Source organism: Marinomonas sp. TI.3.20 (genome assembly GCF_038155025.1).
GTDB classification, from domain to species: Bacteria; Pseudomonadota; Gammaproteobacteria; order Pseudomonadales; family Marinomonadaceae; genus Marinomonas; species Marinomonas flavescens.
Genome location: NZ_JBAKAS010000118.1, coordinates 1 through 273, shown reverse-complemented (window position 1 = coordinate 273; position 273 = coordinate 1). Strand labels below are relative to the sequence as shown.

Sequence of the window (273 nt, the reverse complement as noted above, 5' to 3'; positions counted from 1 at the left end):
CTGCCGTTGTCGCTGGACCCGAACCAGAGATAGCACCAAAAAACATACAAGCCAGTACTGCTGCTGCCGATATACCACCTGTTACTGGGCCGGCAAAACTTTCCGCTAAGTTTACAAGCCGCTTGGAAATGCCACTCGCCTCCATCAGAGCACCCGCCAAAATAAAAGCAGGAAGCGCCATCAACGGAAAAGAACCAACTGAGGTAAAAGCAATTTGTACAAAAGTAATTGGGTTCTCACCCAGATAGAAATAGGACGCTAACGCCGCTACAC

Annotated in this window: 1 protein-coding gene; it reads right to left on the bottom strand. The window is 49.1% G+C overall.

The window, feature by feature from the left end; genetic code table 11:
• Positions 1-273: TRAP transporter large permease subunit (locus V6259_RS19815; protein WP_341585994.1), on the bottom strand; the 273-nt coding region annotated here is incomplete at both ends.